The 24,311-nt window shown below is 51.3% G+C and carries 22 protein-coding genes; 12 read left to right on the top strand and 10 right to left on the bottom strand.

Annotated elements, in window-relative coordinates; translation table 11 throughout:
* Positions 1–86: 86 nt before the first annotated feature.
* From NDI52_RS01605 to folE, 4 genes are all read left to right on the top strand, one after another.
* Positions 87–473, top strand: coding sequence for a hypothetical protein (locus NDI52_RS01605; protein ID WP_190774073.1), 387 nt, complete (start codon positions 87–89; stop codon positions 471–473).
* Between the two features lie 535 nt (positions 474–1,008).
* On the top strand, positions 1,009–1,992 hold the full coding sequence (accA, locus tag NDI52_RS01600; protein ID WP_190774112.1) for an acetyl-CoA carboxylase carboxyl transferase subunit alpha: 984 nt from the start codon (positions 1,009–1,011) through the stop codon (positions 1,990–1,992).
* A 477-nt stretch (positions 1,993–2,469) separates the two neighbouring features.
* Complete coding sequence (locus NDI52_RS01595) at positions 2,470–3,192, top strand: SDR family oxidoreductase (protein WP_190774072.1); 723 nt, start codon at positions 2,470–2,472, stop codon at positions 3,190–3,192.
* Between the two features lie 42 nt (positions 3,193–3,234).
* Entirely contained in the window at positions 3,235–3,951 is a 717-nt protein-coding gene (gene folE / locus NDI52_RS01590) for a GTP cyclohydrolase I FolE (protein WP_190774071.1), read from the top strand.
* 58 nt (positions 3,952–4,009) lie between these two features.
* On the opposite strand, the gene NDI52_RS01585 is transcribed toward folE, so the two are convergent.
* Positions 4,010–4,654: a phosphoribosylanthranilate isomerase gene (locus NDI52_RS01585; protein ID WP_199308075.1), complete on the bottom strand. Its 645-nt coding sequence runs from the start codon at positions 4,652–4,654 to the stop codon at positions 4,010–4,012.
* A 384-nt stretch (positions 4,655–5,038) separates the two neighbouring features.
* Here NDI52_RS01585 and psaK point away from each other — a divergent pair, with 384 nt between their 5' ends.
* The 3 genes from psaK (at position 5,039) to bchD (ending at position 8,999) form a co-directional block, all read left to right on the top strand.
* A complete protein-coding gene (psaK, locus tag NDI52_RS01580) occupies positions 5,039–5,299 on the top strand; it encodes a photosystem I reaction center subunit PsaK (protein WP_190774070.1) in 261 nt (86 codons plus the stop codon).
* Between the two features lie 218 nt (positions 5,300–5,517).
* Entirely contained in the window at positions 5,518–6,726 is a 1,209-nt protein-coding gene (locus NDI52_RS01575) for a site-2 protease family protein (protein WP_190789576.1), read from the top strand.
* A 194-nt stretch (positions 6,727–6,920) separates the two neighbouring features.
* Positions 6,921–8,999 carry a magnesium chelatase ATPase subunit D gene (gene bchD, locus NDI52_RS01570; protein WP_190774068.1) on the top strand — a complete coding sequence of 693 codons (2,079 nt, stop codon included), beginning with the start codon at positions 6,921–6,923 and terminating at the stop codon, positions 8,997–8,999.
* A 297-nt stretch (positions 9,000–9,296) separates the two neighbouring features.
* Here the strand turns inward: bchD and NDI52_RS01565 are convergent, their stop codons facing one another.
* The 5 genes from NDI52_RS01565 to gshB all read right to left on the bottom strand — a co-directional run bounded on the left by NDI52_RS01565 (position 9,297) and on the right by gshB (position 15,093).
* The gene (locus NDI52_RS01565; protein WP_190774067.1) at positions 9,297–10,670 is read right to left on the bottom strand and encodes a cytosine deaminase; all 1,374 of its coding nucleotides are present in this window, start codon (positions 10,668–10,670) and stop codon (positions 9,297–9,299) included.
* Between the two features lie 106 nt (positions 10,671–10,776).
* A complete protein-coding gene (locus tag NDI52_RS01560; protein WP_190774066.1) occupies positions 10,777–11,661 on the bottom strand; it encodes an ABC transporter permease in 885 nt (294 codons plus the stop codon).
* A 142-nt stretch (positions 11,662–11,803) separates the two neighbouring features.
* Entirely contained in the window at positions 11,804–12,613 is an 810-nt protein-coding gene (locus NDI52_RS01555) for an ABC transporter ATP-binding protein (RefSeq protein WP_190774065.1), read from the bottom strand.
* Between the two features lie 50 nt (positions 12,614–12,663).
* Positions 12,664–13,761: an ABC transporter substrate-binding protein gene (locus NDI52_RS01550; protein WP_190774064.1), complete on the bottom strand. Its 1,098-nt coding sequence runs from the start codon at positions 13,759–13,761 to the stop codon at positions 12,664–12,666.
* A gap of 351 nt (positions 13,762–14,112) precedes the next feature.
* On the bottom strand, positions 14,113–15,093 hold the full coding sequence (gshB, locus tag NDI52_RS01545; RefSeq protein ID WP_190774063.1) for a glutathione synthase: 981 nt from the start codon (positions 15,091–15,093) through the stop codon (positions 14,113–14,115).
* 309 nt (positions 15,094–15,402) lie between these two features.
* On the opposite strand from gshB, the gene NDI52_RS01540 reads away from it, so the two are divergent.
* Both NDI52_RS01540 and grxD read left to right on the top strand, forming a co-directional pair.
* Positions 15,403–16,443 carry a thiamine phosphate synthase gene (locus tag NDI52_RS01540; RefSeq protein ID WP_190774062.1) on the top strand — a complete coding sequence of 347 codons (1,041 nt, stop codon included), beginning with the start codon at positions 15,403–15,405 and terminating at the stop codon, positions 16,441–16,443.
* Between the two features lie 127 nt (positions 16,444–16,570).
* Complete coding sequence (gene grxD / locus NDI52_RS01535) at positions 16,571–16,894, top strand: Grx4 family monothiol glutaredoxin (RefSeq protein ID WP_190774061.1); 324 nt, start codon at positions 16,571–16,573, stop codon at positions 16,892–16,894.
* A gap of 296 nt (positions 16,895–17,190) precedes the next feature.
* On the opposite strand, the gene NDI52_RS01530 is transcribed toward grxD, so the two are convergent.
* Positions 17,191–17,439 (bottom strand): DUF6761 family protein, encoded by a 249-nt coding sequence (locus NDI52_RS01530; protein ID WP_190774060.1) that lies wholly within the window; start codon positions 17,437–17,439, stop codon positions 17,191–17,193.
* A gap of 606 nt (positions 17,440–18,045) precedes the next feature.
* Here NDI52_RS01530 and NDI52_RS01525 point away from each other — a divergent pair.
* The 3 genes from NDI52_RS01525 to NDI52_RS01515 all read left to right on the top strand — a co-directional run bounded on the left by NDI52_RS01525 (position 18,046) and on the right by NDI52_RS01515 (position 21,120).
* Positions 18,046–18,828 carry a response regulator gene (locus tag NDI52_RS01525; protein ID WP_190774059.1) on the top strand — a complete coding sequence of 261 codons (783 nt, stop codon included), beginning with the start codon at positions 18,046–18,048 and terminating at the stop codon, positions 18,826–18,828.
* A gap of 307 nt (positions 18,829–19,135) precedes the next feature.
* Positions 19,136–20,383 carry a glycosyltransferase gene (locus tag NDI52_RS01520; RefSeq protein ID WP_190774058.1) on the top strand — a complete coding sequence of 416 codons (1,248 nt, stop codon included), beginning with the start codon at positions 19,136–19,138 and terminating at the stop codon, positions 20,381–20,383.
* Complete coding sequence (locus NDI52_RS01515) at positions 20,380–21,120, top strand: 4'-phosphopantetheinyl transferase superfamily protein (RefSeq protein WP_190774057.1); 741 nt, start codon at positions 20,380–20,382, stop codon at positions 21,118–21,120. Before NDI52_RS01520 ends, NDI52_RS01515 begins: the two co-directional genes overlap by 4 nt.
* A 229-nt stretch (positions 21,121–21,349) precedes the next feature.
* Here the strand turns inward: NDI52_RS01515 and NDI52_RS01510 are convergent, their stop codons facing one another.
* The 3 genes from NDI52_RS01510 to NDI52_RS01500 are packed head-to-tail and all read right to left on the bottom strand — an operon-like array spanning position 21,350 to position 23,902.
* On the bottom strand, positions 21,350–22,558 hold the full coding sequence (locus NDI52_RS01510) for a class I SAM-dependent methyltransferase (protein ID WP_190774056.1): 1,209 nt from the start codon (positions 22,556–22,558) through the stop codon (positions 21,350–21,352).
* A 46-nt stretch (positions 22,559–22,604) separates the two neighbouring features.
* Positions 22,605–22,799, bottom strand: coding sequence for a hypothetical protein (locus NDI52_RS01505; protein ID WP_190774055.1), 195 nt, complete (start codon positions 22,797–22,799; stop codon positions 22,605–22,607).
* The gene (locus NDI52_RS01500) at positions 22,799–23,902 is read right to left on the bottom strand and encodes a transposase (protein WP_190774054.1); all 1,104 of its coding nucleotides are present in this window, start codon (positions 23,900–23,902) and stop codon (positions 22,799–22,801) included. Before NDI52_RS01500 ends, NDI52_RS01505 begins: the two co-directional genes overlap by 1 nt.
* Between the last annotated feature and the right edge of the window lie 409 nt (positions 23,903–24,311).

Raw genomic sequence — 24,311 nt, 5'->3', positions numbered from 1 at the left:
TATCACCATACAGAGGTTGACTTCTAGTGGTGGCATAAAGAACTATTACAATCAATAAAAGTTGTTTACCAAGCGATCGCATCCCTATGTTCCGCGAGTTTCTCCCCTTTGACCTATCGGTTGACAAGGTAACGCTGGCTGGACTTGGGTTATGGTCATTAGCTCTGTACCTGGCGTTCTCCCCCGTGAGTGATTGGGTCATGGAACAGCTGCAGCGCTGGTTCAACTTTGCGGAGCGATCGCTCTACACCTCCGAGGAGGAGTTCGAGCGTACTCGGCTCGCACGAGAATCTCAGAATGCCTTCTACGCCTCTATCTTCAGTATTGTTCCTTTTCTTATTGTGGGCGGGGTCGTGAATTATGGCGTTGAGTTGGGTTTAGGCCGCAGTTGGGCCGTGAGTATGGGCATTCTCTCCTGTATCGGAGCAGGCGTTTACGAGTTGGGTCGCCGTGATGGGCAGTCATTAGACTAATGTGCCTCATGGAGCCTCATCTTCTAGGAGCTGCTTAAAAGTTGTTCTTCGTGCACTTCATGCACGAAGAACAACTTTTAAGTAATCCATAGAGCCGGTTGAAGGGGAACTACAATGTCGTTCTCCCCCAACCGCACCCTAAAAAAGATCAGCAATTCTCATTTTGAAATCAGGCCCGAAAACCGCGCTAAAGGCGCGCGGTTTTCGGGATCAAAGCCAAGAGTTCACGCCCGTAGGGCGTGAACTCTTGGCTTTGATGCCCATACTGAGAATTGCTGAAAAAAGATAGATGAAGTATGAGCGGGAGACGCGCCAGTGATATGGTGTTTGGGAGGTTTTAGTTAATTTCACGCTTGCTCTCCCTTCATTCGCTGGGATGCGAATCAAACAGATTAGGGATATCCGCCCCTTCCTCAGGGGAAATCCCTCAGGTTTTAATGCGCTACAGGGGGTCAGCGATTGCTAGAATCTTTTACGAAACTTTATGATTTCTAAACCTGGTTCTAGCCAGGATGTCGTTTCTACCCCCGGGTCTATGAGCACCGCCGAACGTCGCACCTTACTGCTGGATTTTGAGAAGCCCCTCGCTGAACTGGAGGCTCGCATTTTCCAAATCCGCGAGCTGGCAGAGGATAACGATGTCGATGTGTCCGACCAGATTCGGCAGCTTGAAGACCGCGCCGTTCAACTACGGCAGGAAATTTTTCATAGTTTGACTCCGGCCCAGCGGCTCCAGGTCGCTCGTCATCCCCGCCGCCCCAGCACCCTTGACTACATCCAAACCATGACGGATGAGTGGATTGAGCTGCACGGCGATCGCTCTACGGGTACCGATGATAAAGCCCTCGTAGGGGGCATTGCCCGCCTGGATGGTCGCCCAGTGGTGATGCTGGGTCACCAGAAAGGCCGGGACACGAAGGATAACGTGGCCCGCAACTTTGGCATGGCTTCTCCCGGGGGCTACCGTAAGGCAATGCGCATGATGGAGCATGCCAACCGCTTCAACATGCCAATTATTACCTTTATTGACACACCAGGGGCCAATCCTGGGGCTGAAGCGGAGCGTTTAGGACAGGGGGAAGCGATCGCCTACAACCTGCGAGAAATGTTCCGGTTGGAGGTGCCGATTATCTGCACGGTCATTGGGGAAGGGGGTTCTGGCGGAGCACTGGCCATTGGGGTGGGCGATCGCCTGAATATGTTCGAGCACTCAGTTTATTACGTGGCCAGCCCCGAAGCTTGTAGCGCCATCCTTTGGAGAGATGCAGCCAAGGCACCTCAAGCGGCTGAAGCACTGCGCATCACTGCGACGGATTTACGAAGCTTAGGAGTGATTGACCAGATCCTGCCTGAACCCGTGGGGGGTGCTCATTCTGATCCTCTCGCTGCCACCGCGACCCTTAAGCAAAGTATCTTAAGCAGTCTGGCTGAGCTGGACGCCTTGACCCCCAACGAACGGCGGGAACTACGCTACCAAAAATTCCGTAAGATTGGTGTCTTCCTGGAAAGTACAGTGTGATTTGAATGGCATCAAAATGTGCCGAAGTGAACTATCCTGGCTGGGGCATTGGCAAATAGTGATATAATTTGGTTAACAATTCTTAAAACAGCTCTCAGGATATTTTTTTGGAGTTTATCTTTTCGAGATTTAAGTATTTCCGTTTGTCTATTGAGCTCGGTCACATGAGAACGGTTTTGTTTGCCCTCGTCTCCCCGCCACATTGACCGTGAAGTGATTGATTCACCGTTCTTGAATATTGTTTTTCAATGATGACGGCACTATCCGCAGCAATATCTGTTGATGATAGTGATTTGAATATGGGCATGTTACAAAGTACATCGCCAAAATATTCATACCTGTTGAATTGAATAGTTCTTCTAGCTCTTCATCAATGTAGAGCTATCCCAGAACTATGTGATGGAACTTGCATCCACAATCTCTTCCGTGTTCGTAATGTCTGCTGTCCGTGTGCATTCTGAGGTTTAAAGAGCATTCATGACTGCTTTCTCCCACGGTTATGCCTTAATTACTGGAGCTAGTAGCGGCATTGGTCAAGCAACGGCGATCGCCTTTGGTCAAGCCGGAGTTCCCGTAGTCCTGGTAGGTCGTTCTAAAGATCGCTTAGAACAAACCGCTGGGGCTGTTCGTGCCACTGGAGTAGAGGCTTCTATTGCAGCCATTGATCTGGCTCAATTGGAGCAAGTAAAACCCCAGATGGCGGCGATCGCCGATCAATTTCCCATCGATATCCTGGTCAACAACGCAGGGCTCGGTTATACCGGAAATTTGCTAGATACTCCTCTGGAAGACTGGCAAGCGGTGATGAACCTGAATGTCACGAGTGTGTTGCAGTGCATTCAGGCCATTGTGCCTGGGATGCGCGATCGCAAACGGGGCACCATCATCAATGTGTCCTCGGTTGCAGGATATCAAGCGTTCCCTGGTTGGGGAGCGTACAACGTTAGCAAGGCTGGGTTAATTTCTCTCTCCAAAACCCTGGCTGCTGAAGAGCGCTCCAACGGCATTCGTGTGGTAACAGTTTGCCCCGGTGCGGTGAACACTCCCATCTGGGATACCGACACCGTCCACGCTGATTTTGACCGCTCGAAAATGTTGACTCCCGAGATTGTGGCTAGCTCGATTGTGCATACCGCTCTGCTGCCGCCCCAAGCGGTGATTGAAGAGTTAACGGTGATGCCCAGCGCGGGTGCCCTTTAAGGGGTTGTGTCTATCTCCTTTGCAATTTATCGAAGGCTTACTATGACTATTGCTTCTAGTGGTTCGAATGGCAAACTCTCCCCCTCATCGGCTGAAGGGAAAACCAAATCCTCACCCACCGTTAACTTAGATGTGCGTCCTGACCGGGAGCATACCGAGCACGACACTACCGCGCCTAAGCCAGAAGTGGGTATGGAAGAAATGATGGATGCGGTTCGGACAATGCTGCTGGCTGTGGGTGAAGACCCTGAGCGGGAAGGCTTGCTAAAAACTCCCAAACGGGTCGCGGAAGCAATGCGTTTCCTCACCAGTGGCTATAACCAATCTCTAGAAGAATTGGTGAATGGTGCCATCTTCGACGAAGGGCACAACGAGATGGTGTTGGTGCGCGATATTAACTTCTTCAGCCAGTGCGAGCACCACATGCTGCCGTTTATGGGGCGTGCCCACGTGGCTTACATCCCCAATCAGAAGGTTGTGGGTCTGAGCAAGCTTGCTCGCATCGTTGAGATGTATTCCCGTCGTCTTCAAGTGCAAGAGCGCCTAACCCGCCAGATTGCGGAAGCCATTCAAACCATTCTGGAACCCCAGGGTGTTGCTGTCGTGCTAGAAGCTACTCACATGTGCATGGTCATGCGTGGAGTTCAAAAGCCAGGTTCCTGGACCGTTACCAGTGCCATGATCGGAGCCTTCCAGGAAGATCAGCGCACTCGCGAAGAGTTCCTCAGCCTGATCCGCCATCAGCCTGCTTTCTTCTAAACAGCTTGTTTCAATCTTCATAAAAAATGTGCACAGTGCAAAGCACTGTGCACATTTTTTATGAAATCAACCCCTCACACCGCAAGCGGGTAAACAGTTGATTCACTTTTTCGAGATCCTTCTGGCCTGGGGAGTATTCGACACCACTGGAGAGATCAACGCCATCAGGACGCGCCACGGCGATCGCCTCCACCACGTTATCGGGAGTAAGCCCACCGGCGAGATACCAGGGCACTAGCGGACGAAACCCCTGGAGGGTGGACCAGTCGATCGATCGCCCTGTTCCGCCATGCTGGGTTGGGTGATAGGCATCCAGCAGCACACTATCCACAACGCAGGTATAAGTTTCAACCTGGTTAAGAACCTCCGGTTGCCGGACTCGAAAGGCTTTCATGACCTTTAGCGAGGGTATTTGTTTTCGAAGCTGCTCACAAAACTCGGGAGATTCTTCACCATGCAGTTGTACCGCCGTGAGAGCAGCTACTTCAACCACCGAAAGAATTTCCGGAATACTGGCATTTACGAAGACTCCAACCCGTTCTAACGATTCGGGGAGAGTAACCGCGACGGCTTTAATTTGCGCAGGAGCCACATAACGGGGGGACTGACGTGCGCAAATAAAGCCAAGCGCTGTTGCGCCCTGCTGGGCGATCGCCTGCCCTTGTTCGGGTTGTGTAATACCACAAATCTTAATTTGAATCATTACACAACATTACTCTATAGGGTCGGGGCTGATGCAAGGGCCAGTTATGGTGCCTTGATGTTGGGTGAGCGAGTGAACCCAGCACATTCAGCGTTAAGACATTCATTCTGTACGCATTCAGTTTTGTTGCACGAAGAATAACCTTTCATCAAAATCTACGCATAAAACCAACACTCTTAGGGAAGAAATATTCAAAGTCTTGTTAATCGAATATTACGTTTTATTTCAATCTGGGTGTTTCGTGTTAACTCTTCAAACAAACCCTTGATTACAAGCATCCCCTCTTGCATCCTGAAAAATCAGGATTCCTGGCTCATTTACAGGGCGCAACAACAGGTTTCTGCTGTGTCTGGTTCGGAATTTAGGAGGATAAAGTTGTTTAACATGACCGCATTATTAGGCGCAATGGCCACCACTAGCCCCTGGTCGTTCAATACGGCTCTTGTGATGATCGGAGCAAACCTGTTCGCGATCGCCATTGGCTACTACGCCATTCAAAAGCGTGGAGTTGGGCCTAAGCTGCCCGCTGACATGCCCGCGATGTTTACGGGGTTTGGCGTTCCTGAATTGCTGGCAACCATGAGCTTTGGGCATATCATTGGCACCGGCTTGATTCTGGGCCTGTCGAACGCTGGCGTACTTTAATCGTTCTCTGGGATAAAATCCCACGACGAACTTGGCAATAGATTACTCGGGGGGGAGGAATATTGTATTCCTCCCCTTCGTTTGAGGCAGGCGGTTTCCGTGAAAACACAGTAGAATCGTTGAATATCCCGCTGTGTAGGCGTCGCAGAGCTTGTCTATATCCCTGCTGCTGACTGCGAGGAATTCTCCCTTAGCCATACAAAGTTTGAGCACTCTCTATGAAACCAGGCTGGCAGGTTGGCTCTATCTTTGGCATCCCGTTGCTGATTGATTCTTCCTGGTTTATCATTCTGGCTCTGTTTACCTTTTCAAACGCGACCCGTTTCTCCGCTGAAAACTTATCCACAACGACCGCCTGGGTTGCTGGTTTAGCCTTGTCTCTGTCCTTGTTCGGCTCGGTATTACTACATGAATTAGGGCATAGCTTGGCAGCGCTTTCCCAGGGCATTAAAGTCAATTCCATCACCCTGTTTCTATTTGGTGGTGTTGCCGCAATCGATCGGGAATCGAAAACACCAGGACAGGCGTTTCAGGTAGCGATCGCTGGGCCAGCCGTCAGCCTGGGTTTATTTATTCTCCTGGCCACCCTTGATCGACTCATTCCTCTGGGCATACCAACCGGCACCATCGTTCGAGAATTAGCCCAGATCAACATCGTACTGGCCATTTTCAACATGATTCCTGGCCTGCCCCTGGATGGTGGGCAGGTGCTCAAAGCCTTGGTCTGGAAAGTAACCGGCAGCCGCTTAAAGGGATTGCGCTGGGCCGCGAATACGGGCAAAGCGTTGGGTTGGGCTGCGATCGCCTTTGGCCTGCTGCTCTACTTCCAGGGATCTTTTGGCGGGCTGTGGATTGGTTTGATTGGTTGGTTTGTGGTGAGTAATGCCACCAACTACACCCGAGTTGCAGATTTGCAAGAAGCAGTTGCGGGTCTGAATGCCAGTAATGCGATGACCCGTGACTTTCGTGTGGTCGATGCGGATTTATCGCTACAACGTTTCACAGATGACTATCTGCTCAAGGAAGAAGGTCAATATCCTGCCTTCTTCGCCGCTTCTGACGGACGTTACCGGGGTCAGGTATATCCGGATGACCTGCAGCAGATTGAGCGGAGCGAGTGGCGTACTAAAATCCTCCACCAAATCGCCCATCCCCTGCCTGAAGTGCCTTCCGTATCAGAAATGACGCCTCTGACCGAAGCCATCGATAAGTTGGAGCGCTTGCAGCTTTCCCGTATCACGGTGTTAACTCCCGCCGGAGCGGTTGCTGGAGTTATTGATCGGGGGGATGTCGTACGAGCCTTGGCTGAGCAACTCAAGCTTCCTGTACCCGATGCCATGATTCAGCGCATCAAGGAGGAGGGCAAGTTTCCGCCAGGGTTACCGTTACAGGCGATCGCTCAATCCCTTTTAGAAGAAGCATCCTAATCCGAAACAAGCATTAGCGACGAATGCCTATACCATTCGTCGCTAATGCTTTGAAGCCCGAAAATAGCCCGCCTTCGGCGGGCTATTTTCGGATTGGATTCCAAAATGAGAATTGCTGTGAATGTGTGGTTGAGCTATCGGAAGCCGCCGTCAACCTGTTATCCTGAGAGACTGGAAACCCCTGAATTTGAACGATGTCTGCGATCGCCTCCGTAACACCCCTCAGCTTTCCATTAACCGCCGTCATCGGCCAGGATGCCATTAAGCTGGCTCTTTTGCTGGCGGCTATCGATCCAGCCTTAGGTGGCGTCGTCATTGCAGGGCGGCGGGGAACCGCCAAATCCGTCATGGCCCGTGCGCTTCATGCTCTGCTGCCGCCCATTGAGGTGGTCCAGGGGTCATGCTGCAACTGCGACCCGCAGCGTCCCGGAGATTGGGACGACGAGACAACAGCCCGTTTTGCTGAGGTTGATCTAGATTCACCCGATGGTTTACCGGTGCCAACGGAGGTCATCCCAGCTCCCTTCATTCAGATTCCTCTCGGGGTAACAGAAGATCGTCTGTTGGGTTCGGTGGATGTGGCGCAATCCATCAAAAAAGGAGAGACCGTCTTCCAACCGGGTCTGCTGGCGGAAGCTCACCGGGGAGTGCTGTATGTAGACGAAATCAATCTTTTAGACGATCAGATTGCCAACTTACTGTTGACGAATCTGACCGATGGCCGCAACCGTATTGAACGGGAAGGCATTAGCTTTCAGCACCCCTGCCGGCCTCTGCTGATCGCCACCTTCAACCCCGAAGAAGGAGATTTGCGATCGCACCTGCTCGATCGAATTGCGATCGCCCTCTCTGCCGACGCCGTCTTAGGACTTGACCAGCGGGTTACTGCCGTAGAACGGGCAACGGGATACGCTGAGTCGCCCAAGGCATTTCTGGAGCTTTACGCGGAAGAACTAGACAACCTCAAAACTCAAATCATCCTGGCACGAGAATGGCTGAAAGACGTTACCATTTCTCCCGCACAGATCGAGTATTTGGTGCAGGAAGCCGTGCGCGGCGAAGTTCAGGGACATCGGGCGGAAATTTTTGCGGTACGCGTTGCTAAGGCTCACGCGGCACTGGAAGGTCGTACTGAAGTCAATGCAGATGACCTGCGTTGTGCAGTAGAACTTGTGATTGTGCCTCGCGCCACCGTCATCCAACCGCCGCCCGACGAACAAAATCAGCAACAACCGCCACCACCGCCGCCGCCGCCTCAAGATCAACAACCTGAAGACTCCGACGAGGATGAGCAGGAAGAGGAGGACGAGAACGAAGAAGACGATACCCCGCAAGAGCCACCTAACCTGCCGGAAGAGTTTGTTTTTGACCCAGAAGGGGTAATCCTTGACCCATCGGTGCTGTACTTTGCTCAGATGGCGCAAAAACGAGGTAAGACGGGTTCTCAAGGGCTCATCTTCTCAGAAGACCGGGGCCGCTACATCAAACCAATTTTGCCGCGTGGTCAAGTACGCCGAATTGCAGTGGACGCGACAATGCGATCGGCAGCGCCCTACCAGCGATCGCGCCGTCTCCGTTATGAGCAGAGCAATGCTGCCAACAACGCCCCTGCCAAGCGCGTTTTCATCGAAGAACCCGATATTCGCGCTAAGCGACTGGCTCGTAAAGCAGGTTCCCTGATTGTCTTCGTGGTGGATGCTTCTGGCTCTATGGCGTTGAACCGGATGCAATCTGCAAAAGGGGCAGTGTTGCGCCTTCTCACAGAGGCGTACCAGAATCGTGACCAGGTCGCCCTCATTCCCTTCCGGGGTGAGCAGGCTGAGGTCCTCTTGCCGCCCACTCGCTCCATTGCCGCCGCTCGACGGCGATTAGAACGGATGCCCTGCGGAGGCGGTTCGCCTCTAGCTCACGGTTTGACCCAGGCCGTACGAGTGGGAGTGAATGCTCGCCAATCTGGAGACGTGGGACAAGTCGTCGTCGTCGCAATCACCGATGGTCGAGGGAATGTGCCATTGTCGCGATCGCTGGGTGAACCCGTCCTCGACGACAAAAAGCCCGACATCAAAGCCGAACTGCTAGACATCGCTGCCAAAATCCGCGCCCAGGATATTCAACTGCTGGTAATCGATACCGAAAGCAAATTTGTGTCCACAGGCTTCGCGAAAGAATTGGCAAAGAACGCAGGTGGCAAATACTACCATTTGCCAAAAGCAACCGATCAGGCGATCGCCGCCATGACCATGGGTGCACTACAAGATGCGAAAGGACGCTGATTGGGTTACCCCTTTCAAACAGCGCCCTGTTAGGTAAGCAAAGCACTCGGTAGAAGGCGTAGATTCATAGAACAACCTGCCCTATGAAACCTCAGTTCGGGATAAGCTGAAGTGCCCATTTTGGTGTGCGCAAAGCGCACGCCAAAATGAGCGTTTTCGAGTGCTGCGCGTTGCGCGGCACTCGAAAACGCCCTTAACCCGAACTCAGGTTACCTAACAAAATACGTTAGTCTTAACACTCCTAAACTGGCTGAAAAGATTGTTTTTTGTACACAAAATACCCAAAACAATCAATACTCAAGACTTAAAAATAAGGTGATCTAGCTCAGCATAATCCGGCAAAGTTGTATCGATGGAAATACCATTGCGCAGAACTATGCGATCGCTCTGCGGCCTCGACAACAACTCACTAAAATACCGAGCCTTAAACACAACCAAATCTGCCGGCAACCCTACACCAATTCGCCCCACCTCTGGCAGCCCCATTAAATCAGCAGGCGTCATCGTCACCGTCCGGCACCAATCCCCATAGGGCATGTCAAAGTGAGCAATACGGCTCGACTCTCGAAACACTTCCACCATGTCGTGATCGCCATAGGCATGGAACGCATCACGGCAATTATCATTTGCCACCGCCACCGGTACCCCTGCCTGCTTCAGCTCATGCAGTAGCGTCACCCCGCGCCAACGAGGCGTACGTGACGGCATATCGCGAAAATAAGCCAGGAAATTGCCTGATAGATTCTGAAGTAATTGCTTTGAGGCTTCCTGATTGCGATCCTGCAGAAATATATTGCACATCGGCAAACTCACTACCCCAATGTTTGCCCCTTTAACATCCGCAATTACCGCCTCTGCTTTTTCTGAAGTTTGGAGAGACAAACTACAGCAATGCCCACATACAATCTGCCCCGAAAAAGCATGACGCTGAGCCACTTTAGCCACTTCATGGAGGGCATCTGAAGCCGGATCGGGACTTTCATCCACATGAAAATCCAGGTCCAAGCCACGCTCATGAGCCAAATCAAAGACCCGCTCAACTTGAGCTTCTAAATCTGGATTGGGAAAAGCAACCCCGGCCAAAACCCCACCGGATTCGGCCACTAAATCCGCTAGTGCTTCGCCATCCGGTGTGAGGAAGTAATCCAGAGTCACCAAAGATGCTGCTTGGAGATGAATACGATCGCTCCACTCCTTCTGCAATTGCCGAAACACCGCAAAGCTAACCTCACCTTGGGGGGCAATCGCATCCAAATGGGTACGCAGAGCGCGAGTACCGTGCGCATAGGCACACCGTAGCCCAAACTCCATACGCTGATAGAGATCCTCAAAATTCCAGTGGGCTAAGCGATCGCTCTGGATCGTCGTTAATGCATCATCGAAGTGCCCCGTGGGATTGGGCGATCGCTCCCAGGTATGGCCCTTGTCTAGATGAGTATGTAAATCTGCAAAACAAGGAAACACCAGACGGTGCTGCAAATCGATAATAGTACCCTCTGTCGGAAGCTCTACACTGGATGGTTGAATTTGCTGAATGCACCCATTTCGAATTTCCAAATCCACCAGGGCCAACCCCTCCTGGGTTTGGGAACTCAGAGACTGCACTAGTAGTGCTACAGGCACATGGGCACGGTGCAGCCAGTAGTGGCCAGTCTCAGGAATTTCGATCATCTCGCATCCTCACTTCGGTCAACGAACAGCTTTATAAACGGGTTAATTTTGCAGGAAAACGACACCTCAGCAAAATTAACCCGTTTACAGAAAAATCAACAAGTCCTTAGTTTTCGCGTTTAATAGCGCTCTCATGCCAGTGCTGCAACCAGTAATCCGATAGCAGAGTTAGTACTACAAAGATCAAAACACCCAGGACAGTTGTGAGAAGCAAAGCCGCGAACATTTTAGGAATTTGCAAGTTAAAGCTGGCCATCAAAATCTGGTAAGCGATGCCGGAGCGTGTTCCCCCTGTTCCAGCCACAAACTCAGCGACAACCGCCCCAATAAGAGCCAATCCACCACTAATACGCAAACCACCCAGGAAGTAAGGTAACGCATTCGGCAATCGCAGATAAAGCAGGGTCTGCCAGCGATTGGCATTGTATAACTGAAACAAGTTCAACAAGTTGTGATCGGCACTGTTGAGCCCCAAAGTCGTATTTGAAAGGATGGGGAAAAACGCAACAATCCAGGCACAAATGACTAAAGACACAAAGGTGGCCTGCTCGCCCTGCACAATCTGCCGGACCCAGAGAATGATCAGAGGAGCGATCGCCGCGATCGGCGTCGTCTGCAGAATCACCGCATAGGGAAAAAAGCTGCGCTCAATCCACTTACTCTGAGTAAATAGGATAGCGATCGCCAACCCCGATACGACTGCCAGAAGAAATGCTACAACAGTGACCTGAAGCGTAATCAACAGGGCCGGGAACAACGTGCCCCAATCTTGCACCAGGGATTTCAGTACCAGGGAAGGGCCTGGCAAAATATAAGGCGGTGTTTTGGTCACCTGTACCCCAATTTCCCAAAGCAGGAGAATTGCAACTCCAACAATCAAGGGTGGCACGACATCGGATGAAACCAGCGCTCGCAACGAGAACTTACCTGAGGGTTGAGAACCCTCAGAGGAATCAGGTTCAGGCCAGAGCTTGCTGAAGTAGTTCGTCATAGGGGCGGCCAAACAACAAAAATACAGGCAACAAACAGGTATCCAACGCCAAAAAGCTGCAATTTTAAGTATTGGATATCAAGCTCTTAAAGATCGCTTTTTGAAACGTCGAAGACGCCTCAAAAAATTCTTTGCCAATCTGTTAAGGTCTTAAATCTATCAAATTCGCATAGTGAGAGCCTGGGAGGGACGCCCCTCCAGTAGACTGAGCCGCCTGGGAGAGATAGCCCGAGATTTGGCGACAGTAGTCGTTGAACATTGGTGACATGCGAAACGCCTCAGTACGGGGATGCGGTGCATCAATGGGTACTTCCGCAACCACCCGCCCCGGACGAGATGCCATCACAACAACTCGATTTGAGAGGTAAACCGCTTCGTAGATGTTGTGAGTCACAAACACCACCGTCCACCGCTTCTGATGCCAAAGGTTAAGCAGGTCTGTATTAAGGCGGCTGCGCGTCATCTCGTCCAGAGCCCCGAAGGGCTCGTCCATCAACAACAGATCGGGGTGGGTTACAAGGGCACGGGCGATGGAGACTCGCATTCTCATACCCCCCGAGAGCTCTCGGGGATAGGCATGTTCGAAGCCTTGAAGGTCAACGAGGGCGATCGCCTCTGCCACTGCTGCCTGCGCGACAGCTTTAGGAACCTTGGCCAACTTCAAAGGCAACCGCACATTATCCTGCACAGTAGCCCAGGGCATCAATGCGGCTTCTTGAAAGACATAAGCGAGTTTGCGTTTGGAGGACTCTCCCCAATCCAGACGCCCCGTATTCATCTGACCTAGCCCCGCAATCAGACGGAGTACTGTGCTTTTACCACACCCCGACGGCCCCAATAAACTGACAAATTCACCATTCCGAACTGCCAAGTTCAAGTTCTGAAGGGCAACTGTCCCATTGGAATACACCTTACTGACATCCGCCAGGGTAAATGCAGATTCGGAACTCATAACGTCAATACTCCGATGGCTGAGCCAGGCACAGACAATCCTAACGTTCCCTAACTTTTATAGTAGTCAGCACCTTTATTCACAAATTCCAGCGTGTAAGCCTTGGTGTAATCGGTATCTGCCTTAAAGAGCCCTTCTGACGACATGGTATCGAAAAAGTCTTTCCATCGGGCATCTGTCATGGCACCAATACCCATAGATTGCGCATCGCCAGAATCTACAATGCCATACTCCTTTATCTTCTCAATGCCGTAGGCAAGCTGCTCGTCAGTCATCTCGGGGTTATCCCGTTTAATCAGAGCATTTGCCGGGGCCGGATCACCATACAAGTAGCTGTACCACCCTTTAATCGACGCATCCACAAACCGCTGCACCAGATCAGGGTTTTGCTCCGTCAATTCCCGCTTACACTCAATGGTCGTGGAGTAGGGACTATATCCAGCATCAGCCAGCAAAAAGACAACGGGCTCAAACCCACCTTCCTTCGAAATCTTGAGAGGTTCAGAACTGAGATAGCCCTGCTGAGCCGAGTTCTTATCAGCCAGAAAAGGTCCAGAATTGAAGTTGTAGGGCCGTTTCATGTCATCTGTAAAGCCAAATTTAGCTCTCAGGAAGGGCCAGTAGGTTGCATTGGCTGCAGCAGAAATAAAGATGGGTCGCCCTTTCAAATCCTCCAGGGTACTGGCGCTACCAGGATGCACCATCAGGACTTGAGGATCCTTCTGGAATAGAGCGGCTACGGTGACGGTAGGAATATTTTCTTCCACAGATTTGATCGCCTGGGATGCGTATCCCATGAAAAAATCAATAGCTCCTCCCGTCAACAATTGCACACCATTCACCTGAGGGCCGCCCATTTGAATTGTCACATCCAAACCGGAATCTTTATAAATGCCCGTTGCCACGGCTTGATAGAAGCCACCGTGTTCAGCTTGAGCGTACCAGTTGGTGCCATAAACGACCTTGGTTAATCCGGAGGAAGCAGCCGGTGAAGCACTACCCGACGGTGACGCTGCTGGATCTGTAGGAGTACGTGATGAGGTACAGGCCGTCACCAGACCCGTTCCTAGAGTCATGGCACCATACTGTAAGAAGCGACGGCGTTTGATGCTTCCTAATCCCTGCTGAAAATGGCGTTGATCGCCCATGGTTGATTCTCCTGAATCCCTCTATAGCTAAACAATTGATAATGAGCCGCTCAAAAAATGGGTCACACTTGCCGCCGTAATTTTATTAGACCCTGTTCAAGAAGTCTTTGAAAAGACTAACGATTTCGTGCCTTGAAGAACGAAATCTAGAGTTCAAACAAGGTTTGAAGACGACTATCCCGTATTGTGATATGCAGTTCAAAAAATATTGTCGGAGAGGATACGGAACTTGAGGGGAATTAGAACAGGCGGCCGAGGCAGGTACACTGAATGACTTCGTATTTTCCGTGATTCTTCTGATTTTCGCGGTCCTTCACTTAGCCTTTGATCCGTCTTTCTCCTACCTCTGCTTCACTTCATCTCAGGTTTGTTGCAGCGGCCCACAACCCACTCCATGACTTGATGACCTAGCCGTAACCCGCTGAGGCGATCAATCTCGCGAATCCCTGTGGGGCTTGTGACATTGACTTCAGTGAGGTAGCCACCAATGATGTCGATACCCACAAAAAAGAGGCCGTCTCGCTTGAGAGTAGGAGCGAGCTGGTTACAGATGTCGCGATCGCGCTCTGTCACGTCCACTCCTGCCACGCGGCCCCCCACGGCCATGTTGCCCCGAAAGTCACCCCCCGAAGGAATACGGTTCACTGCACCCAGGGGTTCCCCGTCTAATAAAATCACTCGCTTGTCGCCATCTTTAGCGGCAGGTAAATAGGTTTGCACCATGATGGGATATTGACCCTGCTGGGTGCTAATTTCGACCAGGGAGTTGAAGTTGCGATCGCTCGCCTCTACAAACAAAATCCCTTCGCCGCCTTTACCTCCTAAAGGTTTCAGCACAGCGGCCCCATGTTTCTCTATAAACTCACGAATTACGGCTTTTTCTGTCGCGACGATAGTGGTGGGAATCGCCTCGGTAAATTGCAACGCGTACATCTTCTCGTTGGCCAGCCGCAAACCATTAGGGCTATTGACCACCAAAGTTTTTGTGGGATCAACGTAGTCAAGAATGTAGGTGGCATAGAGGTAGGGCACATTCACGGGCGGATCGGTGCGCATGAAGATGGCATCCATCTCGTCGAGGTAGCGAAAATGGCGATCGCCCACTTCAAACCAGGGGTTCGCCGCCACCCAACGTCCCTCTACCAAATCCACCGGCACCAACTGGACGGGCTGCATCGAAGCTGCTGCCCGTCCATCCAGTACACTCAACCGCCCAATCTCGGTAATCCAAATTTCATGGCCCAATTGTTGAGCCGCTTCCATCAGAGCGACGCTCGTATCATGCCCCGGGTCCAATTTCTGGATGGGGTCAATGATGAATAGGAACTTCATGGCATCGTCTCCGATACGTCTGCTAAGCCTTTTCCAAAATACCGCGCATCACCTAGCATATGTTGATCTTGCAGAAGGATGCCCACGCAAGATCAACGTCAGAGCTTGATGCATTTTTGCCGGTTGCCGCGAGTAAAATTTCTCACAACTAACAAAAATGCATATCCCCCTTCGAGATCGAATGAGGTACGAGAGGAGGGTGGGACAAAGTCCCACCCTCCTCTCGTACCTCATTCGATCCGAAAAGGCTGTAAGTTCTATGAGTATTAAGATGGGTATCTGCGAAATATCAACGTTCATCAATCGATCATGGAAACTGTCCCGGATTTTACTTCATCCGCTATTCTCCGTATTTTGGATGCCAATCTCGACCGCGCCCGCGAGGGTGTTCGCATCATCGAGGAATGGTGCCGCTTTGGGCTGAATGACGCCCAGTTGACGGAGGAGTGCAAGCAAATCCGGCAGGAGCTGGGTCGCTGGCATACCCCCGAAATTCGTGCTGCCCGGGATACACCTGGTGATCCTGGAACAGAGCTGAGCCATCCTCAAGAAGAACATCGCAGCGGTCTCACCCAGGTGCTGGTGGTCAACTTCAGCCGAGTTCAGGAAGCACTGCGGGTGTTGGAGGAGTACGGGAAAGTAGGGCATGGAGAATTAGCAAGTTCCGCTAAGCAGTTGCGCTACCGCACCTATACGTTGGAATCGCAGTTGGTGGGGCAACAGCGGTTGCAGAAATTGCGGCGATCGCCCCTCTACCTCGTCACCTCCCCCGTCGAAAATATTTTCGCTACCGTAGAGGCCGCACTTCGGGGCGGCCTGACATTGGTGCAGTATCGTGACAAAGAACGGGACGACGAGAGCCGCTACCATGTTGCCAGCAAGCTCTGCCAGATCTGCCATCAATACAACGCCCTGTTCATTGTGAACGACCGGGTAGATCTCGCTCTGGCTGTGGATGCCGATGGTGTACATTTGGGCCAACAGGATATGCCCGTTGCCTTTGCCCGCAGACTCCTGGGGCCAGAACGGATTTTGGGCCGTTCGACCACGAACCCTGACGAAATGCACCGTGCCCTTGACGAAGGGGCCGACTATATCGGCGTTGGCCCCGTCTATGAAACTCCAACTAAAGCGGGGAAAGCTGCCGCAGGGTTAGACTATATCCGCTACGCTGCCGAGAATTCTCCAGTACCATGGTTTGCGATCGGCGGCATTAACACTGAGAACGTAACCGCCGTAATTGGAGCCGGAGCCCAACGAGTATCAGTCGTGCGGGCTATCATGGAAGCACCGGATCCAACCCTGGCAACGCAGTTTTTCATAGCGCAGTTAGCCCGGCATGGACGGTAAGGCACAAGACAACCAGTAAAAGTAAATGGCTTGGGTCATCCACTCAGAGATTACAGAAGAATTAAACTTGTGCAGAGGGCTTGATTAAAGACGCTATTCTATTACAGTGAGAGCGATCGGAAAGACTATGACTCCAGAAATAAAGCAAAAGATTGACGAGATCGTTAGTAGCAACAAGATCGTTGTGTTTATGAAGGGAACTCGCCTGATGCCTATGTGCGGGTTCTCCAATAATGTGGTGCAGATCCTAAACGTTTTGGGTGTGCCCTATGAGACCGTAAACGTGTTGGATGACGAGAGCATCCGTCAGAGCATTAAAGAGTACTCCAGTTGGCCTACCATTCCTCAGGTATACGTTAATGGAGAATTTATTGGAGGTTCTGACATTCTGATCGAGTTGTATCAGAAGGGCGAACTTCAACAAATGGTAGAAGTGGCATTAGCCTCCTGATACCCATAAAGGGGGGCGTGGCACAATGTGCTACGCCCCCCTTTAGTTTGTCAATTTTCAGGATGTAAGGGTTTTTGCCCCTACCTCTAATAGCAAGTCAAGTTAAATACTTATGATGAAAAGTATTTAACCCGACATGATAAAAACTGAATACAACAAAAGGGGTCACTTCTTTGGAAACGGGAAGTGCCCCTTTAACATGCCACAGCAATATTCATCGAAATATTTCGGAAACAATCACTCTGATCTGGGTTGGAGGCCGACCCCCAACAAGTAACGTCCCTCGGGGGAATATGTTAGTAGTAATCAGGCTCAGACTGGGTTTGAACCATCTCGAAGTTCGAGGGGTCGTAAAGGTATCGGAGCGTTTCTTCTTCTAGACGATGGATCAGGTAAGGCTCGATCGTGTTGGCATGGCGGAGGGCCGCTAGATACCCTTCTAGATAAAGCCTCAGGTCATCAAACCGGTATCCCCGGTTCCACTGCTCATGGAGAGCATCGGTAATCCGCTGGTAGTAACGGATTGTCTGGGCGTCTTGCAGCATAGACTTAGTTAAACGTGGACCTTAGCTACGAAACGTGCAGTTATCTTTCATTAGCAAGCATCTCACGCAATTCTTTGAACAGAGAACCTGTAACAAAATATTGGGCTACGATGATTTGCTATTCCTATTCTACCCTTAACCCACCGGTACAGCTTGTCTCTCCGGGGGAGGTGTTCAAAATTAAATAAATCCCTCAGAATTACGGATCGGGGAGTCTGAGCCGTATTCGTTTTTACAAGTGCAGAATATTGCAGCTATTTCGAGGGTTGTGGCCCTGTAGCTTCTCCAGCAGTGCCTATTCAAAGGCATTCATGCTGTGTGTGGGGTACTTCATACACTACACACAGCATGAATGCGTAAGCCTTAAACCAATATTTTGGGGGAAGGATGAGGGAGGCGCTAAGAATCTTCCCCCATCTTTCGCCCTAATAAAATATTTATCGGTCTACAGTTAAAGCGTGGATCTCTACAGGATTTTGAACTGGGATTCCCACATTTTCTTGAGGTATACCCTTCAGCGAATCCAGGGTGGGTAACGCTAGTTACAAAACCTTGACAAGTGCTCTGTTAAGTTAACCATACTGATTCGAACAGGAATCGGGTACTGTGACTTCATTTGCAATTCAAATTGTTGAAGGAAATCCGCATTTGCGATCGCTCCTAGGCTGGCATTTGCAGCAGGTCGGTTGCACAGTGCATCAGGCGGCCAATTTACAGCAGGCGCGGGACATTTTTCAGGTACGCCAACCCCGATTGGTTGTGCTTGACCTGGATTTGCCCGATGGGGATGGGCTGGAGTTTTGCCGCTGGCTGCACCAGCACTATCAACCCCTGGTGCTGATTTTGTCGGCTCGGGTGTCAGAGGCAGATGTTGTAGCCGGGTTACGAGCTGGGGCAGACGATTACTTAACGAAACCGTTTGGAATGCAGGAGTTTCTTGCCCGCATCGAAGCTCTGACTCGCCGGAGCCGTGCTGCGGCTATTCCGGTCTGTTTAGATTATGGGGATCTCAAGATCGATCTGATCCAGCGGCGGGTATTGCTGAAGGAGAACACAGTCGATCTGACTCCTCAAGAATTTAGCCTGCTCTATGTATTGGCACAGGCATCTGGGTCACCGCTCAGCCGCTCGGAGCTACTGCGGAAAGCTTGGCCAGACGAAATTGATAACCACCGCACGGTGGATACCCATATCCTCTCGCTTCGCAAAAAAATTGAGGTCGATCCCCGGCAGCCGAATCTGATTCAGACGGTGCGTAATGTTGGGTATCGCTTCAATATGGATCTTACGAGTGCTTCATCGAGCTCAACACCATCCAGTAACGGCAGTCATGAGCGCAATAATGGTTCAGCAACGCGTTCCTATTCTCAGATAGGACCACGGCGTTAGTGATTTACGTATTGAGTGCTTGATGACTTGAGTTCACCTATGTTTGGTGGTGTGGAGTGCTTCGCACTCCACACCACCAAACATAGGTGAACTTAAACCAGGAACATTTTCAAATTGAAAATATTAGGACTGACGCAAGTCCACTATGGGGTGTGCTTCGTACACCCCACACAACAAGAATGCGTAAGTCCTGAATATCGTAGCTCTTAAAATTTTAGCTGTGACAATAAAAACGCGAGTTAGGACTTCGTCCGGTAGGATGAATGACGATGAGCCGTTTCATCTGTTCACTTCTAGGGGGGCGGTCATGAAAATTTCGATTGTGACCTCAGGATTTCTTCCCGTCATTGATGGGGTAACTGTCACGGTGGCTGAACGCATCAAGCGCCTGAGTACTCTCGGACATTCAGTACAAGTGTTATGTCCTGATTATCAGGCGATCGCCACCGTATACCCCAACTGGCAAGACTATGTAGGAAATCTATTGCCCGGAGTACAGGTGGTTAGCCTTCCGAGCGAACCCTTTATGGGGGTGGAGTTTGAGCGTAACATTAGTGGGAAGGCAGGTTCGGCCCTTGAGGCAGCTATCCAATCTTTTCAGCCCGATATTATTCATGTCGATGAACCCGATCGTATCTTTTTGGGATTGGGCAGCATTCCAGCCGTGAAGTTGGCGAAGCGCGATCGCATTCCCTGTGTGAGTTTTTACCACACGAATTTTCTAGAGTACATGGAGGATTTTTTGCCATTGCCCACAGGGGCGATCGCTCCCCTCCGCTGGCTTGCCAAACACTTCATTACCCGCCGAGTTTATAACGCCTACGACGCTACTCTGGTAGCAAGCCCGACAACCTTGCATAAGGTCCAGCACTGGGGATTGCATAATGCCGTGTATGGGCCATTTCTGGGCGTAGACCCGGTAGCCTTCGGCAAAGTGATGCAGGAAAGTAACTTTTGGCAGACCCACTATGGTCTACCAGATCTATCCAACTCCCTCAAGCTTTTATTTTTGGGCCGGTTGACTCCCGACAAGGGCTGGGGCTTTTTGTTGAAGGCACTGTCAGGTTGGGAGCCGCAAGGAGCATCAACGCGGAAGCTGGCCGTTATTATTGCTGGGGATGGAGAATTAAAGCAGAAGATTGGCGATCGCCTTCAACAATCAGGAATCGCCGTCTATTTTCTGGGACGGGTTCCCCCAGAACAGGTACCGGCCTTATTAGCCCATAGTGATATCCATGTCAGTGCTTCCCGCAAAGAAACCTGGGGGCTAACCGCCTTAGAAGCCTCCGCCGCTGGCATTCCCGTACTGGCTCCCCGAGCAGGTGGCTTTATTGACAGTGTGCAGGATGAAAAGACGGGATTGCTTTTCGAACCAGAAAATTCCAAGAATTTCTTGACTAAGCTTCAGCGCTTAGCAGACGATCCAGCACTCCGTCATGCTCTCGGGCAGCAGGGACGGCACTATGCCAACGAGCTGAACTGGGATCGTGCGGTGGATGCCCTGGTACAGTTTTGGCAAAGCCGTATTGACGCCTACGCAACTTCTCGACCATGATGCAACCCGATTGGAGCCACCCCCTTGATCCTCAAACCCTGGCGGAGGGGCAGGTTCATATTTGGCGGGCCTATTGTGTGCGATCGCCCGAGTTTCTAAACCAGACCAAATTATGGCTCTCCGCTGATGAGCTACAACGGGCAGCCCGGTTTCGGTTTGAGAGAGATCGCGATCGCTTCATCACCGGACGAGGCTTTCTGAGACAGATTCTCGGGGCCTACCTGAACCGACCTCCTGAAAGTCTGCAATTTGACTACGGCAAATATGGCAAACCCAGTTTAGTCAATGCCTCAGGTATCCAGTTCAATCTGACCCACTCCGAGGATTGGGCGTTGTATGCGATCGCCCTCATCCCCGTCGGCATCGACCTGGAAGCGATGCGCCCGGTGCCTCAAATGGAAAGCATCGTACAACGCTATTTTTCGCCCCAAGAGCAAAAAACATTTTCAGCCCTTCCTGAGCGGGATCAAGCCCTTGCCTTCTTCCGAGCCTGGACATGCAAAGAAGCCTACCTTAAGGCAACGGGACATGGACTGACTCTCCCACTCAACCAAATTGATGTGGAATTAACTCCGAATAAGCTACCCAAATTCCACCAATTGCCAGATGGTCAACGTCCTTCTCACTGGCCTCTCTGGAGCTTCAACATCTCCTCCCAATTACAAGCAGCTGTTACCGTGCAGTCCAAAGCCGGAAAGTTACCAGCCTTGGCTTTTGGAGAGTGGTCGGAACGATGAAGCAGGACGTTTAGTTTTGAAAAGCCATACGGAGCGCGGCTTTCCAAAAACTAAGAATCAAGCTTAATTGATGTCGTTGTATTCAACCTCAGTTTGGGATAAGCTGCAGTGCTCATTTTGGCGTGCACTATGTGCACGCCAAAATGAGCGTTTTCGAGTGCCGCGCAACGCGCGGCACTCGAAAACGCCCTTAACCCGAACTCAGGTTATTCAAGACTGTACCAGGGTTCTAAGCTTCCAGCACCTGGCAAACAAATCCTTTCAAGTAAAAACTTTCGGGGAAAGACAGCAGGATAGGATGGTCTGCTGCCTGGGCCAAGCGTCGAATAATTTGGGCTTCTCGATGAGCATCCAATGCCGCATCTGCAACGATTTTCTGAAACAAGTCAATGGGCATTAGCCCAGAGCAGGAAAACGTGAATAGCAAACCGCCGGGTCGCAGCAGCAAAAATGCCAGACGGTTAATGTCCTTATACCCCCGGGCTGCGCGGTTGAGGCTGGCCTGAGATTCTACGAATTTTGGGGGGTCGAGGATAATCATGTCAAATTGCCGCCGCTCCTGGTGAAACTGGCGCAACACCTGAAACACATCCCCTTCCTGATGGGTGTAGCGATCGCGCTCAATCCCATTCAACTCATGGTTCTTCTCTGACAAAGCCAGAGCTGCCGCCGATGCATCAAGATTCAACACATGGGATGCTCCTCCGGCCAGGGCTGCAACGGAGAACCCCCCTGTGTAAGAAAAGCAATTTAAGACGTTACAGCCCGCTGCGGATTGCATGGCGATCGCCCGGTTCTCTCGCTGGTCAAGATAAAACCCGGTTTTGTGCCCCTGTCGGACATCTACCCAATACTGCCCATTGCCCTCCTGGATCGCTAGCAATTCAGACGGTTCTTTTCCGGCCAGCAATCCTGAGCGCAAAGGCAAACGCTCCTTACCGCGAACATCTACATCCGAGCGCTCGTAAATATCCAATCCTGGTAGGAGAGTTTGCAACTGCTCCACTAGAGTTGAACGCCAATATTCTGCTCCGGTTGCCAGAAATTGACAGACGAGTGTATCGCCATAACGATCCACAATAACCCCAGGTAACCCATCACTTTCAGCGGCAACCAGGCGGCAAGCAGTATGGCTTTCATTCAACAGGCGAGTCGTGCGGTAAGCGATCGCCCGCTTCAACCGATGAGCCATCCACTCAGCATCCACCGTTTCCGACGGATCAAACGTCCACATGCGCACGCGAATCTGGGAGCGGGGGGAATAGCTGCCCCAGCCTAAAGGACTTCCATCCTGAGCTGTTACCGCCACCGTCTCTCCAAACTGAGGGTCGCCACTGACACGGGCGATCGCCCCTTCAAAAATCCAGGGATGGCGCCGCCGCAGAGACTTCTCTCGCCCCGGTTTAAGGGCGATCGCAGGCACAGATTCCTTTACCATGGGTCAAACCTATCGAAGAGAGCGACCGAAACCGTCGGCCCGCGGATCAGTCATCAGGAAATTGCCAGCAAGCAAGATACTGTACAGAGCGACTACCGCAGGAACAGGGTTCCTCAGTGGAGGCGACCCATTCGCGATCGCACCGTCGGCAATGACAGAGAATGTTAGCCCAGTTGGCAGCCTCCAAAGTTTGTTGCCAGGCTGCCAATTCTTCTGGGGTGAAGGATGAGGATCCCTCCATTAGTCTTCATCCATCAGATCTAACCCATAGATCTGACCATCTACCAGTAACCGTGTAATGCCCTTAGCCTGGAGATAGGGGCTGGCCTTAAAGAACATTTGCGTATCGGGGATCTTCACAATCCGCTGCATTCGCCGCATAAAGCGCTTGGCGACCCGATGGTTATCAAACACGGGTAGAGTACGGGCCTGAGCCTCGATTTCAGGGATTTGCCCCAGATCAGCAAAATCACTCAAAGGACGGGTAATGAGTTCAGCGGATCGATCCACCACCAGGTAGCAAGTCCGTGGCAATGTGGCCTGAGCCAGGGGCAGAATTTCGACCTCCCGTCCAGACTTCAGGTGAATTGAAGAATAATCTGCTTCCCCTTCTTCCCCTAAGTCATCATCATCGTCATCCTGGATGTCATCATCCAAATCGTCGAGGTCTTCCTCGTCGAGGTCTTCCTCTTCATCGAGGTCTTCCTCTTCCGCCAAAACCACATCTACGGGCTTGTTTAAGTTCTCAATAGTGAGGTCTTTCGCAACGGTTTCAACCACGTGAACTAGAGGATCTTTGTGACCGGCAGAGGGTTCGTCAATGTTTTCGTAAACAGAATGGCGAATCTCTTGCTGAATTTCCTTCTCTAGCTCTTCCAATTCAATCAAGACAGGATTTTCATCGACAGGCGCGGCTCCGGCGGCAGAGGAACGGCGGCGACGGGAACGGCCAGCCGTTGTATCAGCACCATTGCCATCCTCTGCGGAAGCTGATTCCTTCACAAGAACTGGCTTAGCTGGCTTTGGACGGATAGAAGGGGGAGGAGGGGAAACAACCTCAGGTTCGTCATTTGCAAGAACCGAAAGTTGCTCTGCTTCCACATCATCGTTATTGTCATCGGGTTCATCGTCCGACGATGCAAGGCTCAAACCTTTGCCAGCAGCGCGCTTGCTTTGAATCAGGGCATCGTACTCGTCCTCTGACAAGCTCTGTTTCAGTATGCGGCTAACCGTCGACGTACTAACACTAAAACGCCCCGCCAACGATGATGTCGTTTCATCGGTGGTGCGGTAAAGTGCCAAAATTTCCTGCTTGTCCGCCTCAGTTAACTTTTGAGGAGCCATAGGTCTTAGTCCGCCTGGTTGCGATCGCCCAATCCATTACTGATGGTAGCTTTCACGGTGGAAAGCTGCATCATTCTCAACCGATCAATCTTAACGCACAACTTGGTTAAACCCTGCTTACAATCGCAAACAAATATAGTCTGACTGCAATTCCTTCTAGCAACTATCCGTTCAATCAGGCGCAAAAGGATAGGATTCCATCCTTTCATGCCTGGTTGAACTGACTATAGATCACCAATCAGTTGTCTTTAAAGGGAGCAAGAATTCCGCCCTATTCTCTAGCCATCGCGATAACGACCGATGCCGTGTCGCTATCTCTATTGAACTAGTACGCTGAGGCGGAAATCCATCACCCATGTTTTTGTGTAGGGTGCTTCGCACCCTACACAAAAACATGGGTTGCGAACTT

This window comes from Leptolyngbya sp. PL-A3, assembly GCF_039962325.1.
Taxonomy (GTDB): Bacteria; Cyanobacteriota; Cyanobacteriia; order Elainellales; family Elainellaceae; genus Vacuolonema.
Note: the sequence above shows the minus strand (reverse complement) of the source record. Positions and strands in the feature narration are given on the sequence as shown.